This window comes from Mesorhizobium sp. M7A.F.Ca.CA.002.04.1.1, from assembly GCF_004022805.1.
Classification (GTDB): Bacteria; Pseudomonadota; Alphaproteobacteria; order Rhizobiales; family Rhizobiaceae; genus Mesorhizobium; species Mesorhizobium ciceri.
In genome coordinates this window covers 1-2,745 of record NZ_RZPL01000735.1, presented here as the reverse complement: position 1 = coordinate 2,745, position 2,745 = coordinate 1, and the positions used below count along the sequence as shown (strand labels likewise).

Sequence of the window (2,745 nt, the reverse complement as noted above, 5' to 3'; positions counted from 1 at the left end):
CTCGAAGTCGCCATAGGAAACCGCCCAGCCCGCCTCGACCTGCGCGCGGTTGAGATCCTTGCCGCCGGCGGTGCAGTCGCCGAGCAGCCGGCCATAACGATCACGCTGCCAGCCGGTACAAGAGACGGGCTTGCCGGCGATCAGGCGAACGAGCGACTGACGCGCAAGCGTGCCGCAGGAATAGTCCGCGCCGTTCTTGCGGCAGGTCTGCGTATATTCCGGAGCATCGATGCCGCGCATGCGGATACGCTCGGTGCCAAGCGTGATCGAATCGCCGTCGTTGATGATTGCCACGCCTTGCGTCTTGCGTGTCTCCACCCGGTCGAGGCGGGCCGCCAGCAGGATCAGCAGTCCGAGGATGATGACGGCAAGCCCGTAATCCACCAGCCGGCGCCACAGGCTTCTGGGGCGCGCAACGTATCGCCGGCGCGGCCTCGGCGACCATGAACGGCTCATATGGCAAACGGTTGGTTAATCATTCGAACGTAGCTTAACACTTGGAAACCGCTGCTCGCATAAATTGAAGTTTTGATGCCCTTGCAACGCTCGAACACAGCGGACAAGTTCATTGTGGACCGCAGGAAACGCCATCGCAACAGCGATGTCGCGCGCGCGGTGCGCAAGACGCGTGACCGTCTTTCGCAGCAGGCCGGCAATCCCGATTTCGATCGCGAACTGCTGAAGCTGCATGCCCGAGCGATGACAAGCGGCGCCATCGCCATCCCGCTTCTCGTGCTGGCGATTGCCGCGGGTGGCCGGCTGGCCGGAATCGGCAATGAGATCGGGCTTTGGGCGCTGTTCACGCTAACCTGCTACACTATCGTTGCCGTCATGGCGCGGCGCATCGAGCGCACTGAAGCTTCCGAGCTCAACCCTTTGCAAGCACGGCGGGAATTCCTGATCGGCCATTTCCTGTGCGGTCTCGGCTGGGCTTGGTTCGTGTGGCTTGGCTGCAGCGTCTGCGAGGTCGATCCGTTCCACATCGTCAAGGCCGTGGTGCTGTTGTTCGCCATGGCGGCGACCGCGGTGATGACCTCGTCTCTGCGGGGCGCGCTGCTGGCGACCTTTGCCGTTCCCGTGGCGCTCTACGCCTATGCCGGCGCCAAGCTATGGATGCCGGTCGAGGCGATCATGGCCGCGCTGCTGGTCGTGTCGCTGCCGTTTTTCGCCTATGTGGCCCGTCATCTGAACCACTCGTCCCTGATGATGCTGTCGTTCCGCTCCGAAAAGGATGCGCTGATCGCCGAACTGGAGACGGCGAAATCGATGTCGGACGAAGCGCGGCGGCGGGCCGAGGACGCTAATCTGGCGAAATCGCGGTTCCTCGCCTCGATGAGCCACGAATTGCGCACGCCGCTCAACGCCATTCTCGGTTTTTCCGAGGTGATGTCGAACGAGGTGCTGGGACCGATGAGCAATCCCACCTATCGTGACTACGCCCATGACGTGCACGAATCCGGCCAGCATCTGCTCGACCTGATCAACGAGATTCTCGACCTGTCACGCATCGAGGCCGGCCGCTACCAGCTCAATGAAGAGCCGGTGATGCTGCTTGGTATCGTCGAGGACTGCTGTCACATGATGGAGTTGAGAGCGCGCAACAAGGATATCCGTGTCGTCCAGGATTTCGAGCACGAGCTGCCTCGGCTGTTCGCCGATGAACGGGCCGTGCGGCAGATCACGCTCAACCTTCTGTCGAACGCGATAAAATTCACCGCCACCGGCGGCGAAATCCGCGTCCGTGTCGGTTGGACGGCGGGCGGCGGACAATACATTTCGATCAAGGACAATGGCCCGGGCATACCGGAAGATGAGATCCCGATCGTGCTTTCCGCCTTCGGCCAGGGCTCCATCGCCATCAAGAGCGCCGAGCAAGGCACCGGGCTTGGCCTGCCGATCGTGCAAGGGCTGCTCGCAATGCATGGCGGCGAGTTCGAACTTCATTCCAAGCTGCGCGAAGGCACCGAGGCGATCGCCATCTTCCCGCTGAGCCGGGTGATGGAGGAATTGCCAGCATTGCCGACCGCGGCGGTGGCGGCTCGACGGCGGTAATACCTCAAGCCCTAACCGCGTACCGCCGCAGCCATGCCCGAACTGGTCAGCGCGGCGGCCTTGACCAGACCCGCTGCAAGGGCGGCCCCTGCCCCTTCGCCATGGCTGATGCCCAGATCAAGCAACGGGCGCAAGCCGAGCCGTTGGGCGGCGCGTGCATGCGCGGGTTCCGGCGACAGGCTGGCCAGCAGGCAATGGTCGAGCGCGGCGGGATTGACGCCATGCAGTACCGCTGCGGCTGCCGTCGCCGCCAATCCGTCGAGCAGCACCGGGATCTTCTGCATCCGCGCGGCCAGAATGGCACCGGCGATCGCCGCGAATTCCCGGCCGCCGACCCGGCGCAGCGCCTCGAGCGGGTCGCCGAGATGGCCGCCATGAAAAGCCAGCGCCGCATCGACCACGTCCGCCTTGCGTGCCTGCATCGCCGTATCGGCGCCTGACCCCGGGCCGGCCCAGTCGGCGCCCCCGCCCCCGAACAGCGCCGCAAACAGGGTGGCGGCGACGGTGGAGTTGCCGACGCCGAGATCGCCGAGACACAAAAGATCGGTGCCGCCGGCGATCGCTTCCATGCCGAAGGCCATGGTGGCGGCACAGCCACGCTCGTCAAGCGCGGCCTCTTCGGTGATGTCGGCGGTCGGGATGTGCAGGGCAAGATCGAAAACCTTAAGCCCGAGATCGTAGGCAATGCAGATC

Annotated in this window: 3 protein-coding genes; 1 reads left to right on the top strand and 2 read right to left on the bottom strand. The window is 64.2% G+C overall.

Annotated elements, in window-relative coordinates; genetic code table 11:
* A partial coding sequence (locus tag ENZ75_RS27600) for a thermonuclease family protein (RefSeq protein ID WP_164888046.1) occupies nt 1–456 on the bottom strand: 456 nt, incomplete at its 3' end.
* Nucleotides 457–531: 75 nt separating this feature from the next.
* On the opposite strand from ENZ75_RS27600, the gene ENZ75_RS27595 reads away from it, so the two are divergent.
* A complete protein-coding gene (locus tag ENZ75_RS27595; RefSeq protein WP_063167986.1) occupies nt 532–2,052 on the top strand; it encodes a HAMP domain-containing sensor histidine kinase in 1,521 nt (506 codons plus the stop codon).
* Between the two features lie 11 nt (nt 2,053–2,063).
* On the opposite strand, the gene ENZ75_RS27590 is transcribed toward ENZ75_RS27595, so the two are convergent.
* Nucleotides 2,064–2,745 (bottom strand): nicotinate-nucleotide--dimethylbenzimidazole phosphoribosyltransferase (locus ENZ75_RS27590; protein ID WP_128278463.1); only part of this gene is annotated, 682 nt, incomplete at its 5' end.

What these genes read in the sequence shown, in the direction of transcription:
- ENZ75_RS27595 (WP_063167986.1), top strand. Translation starts at nt 532, where the DNA reads ATGCCCTTGCAACGCTCGAACACAGCGGACAAGTTCATTGTGGACCGC.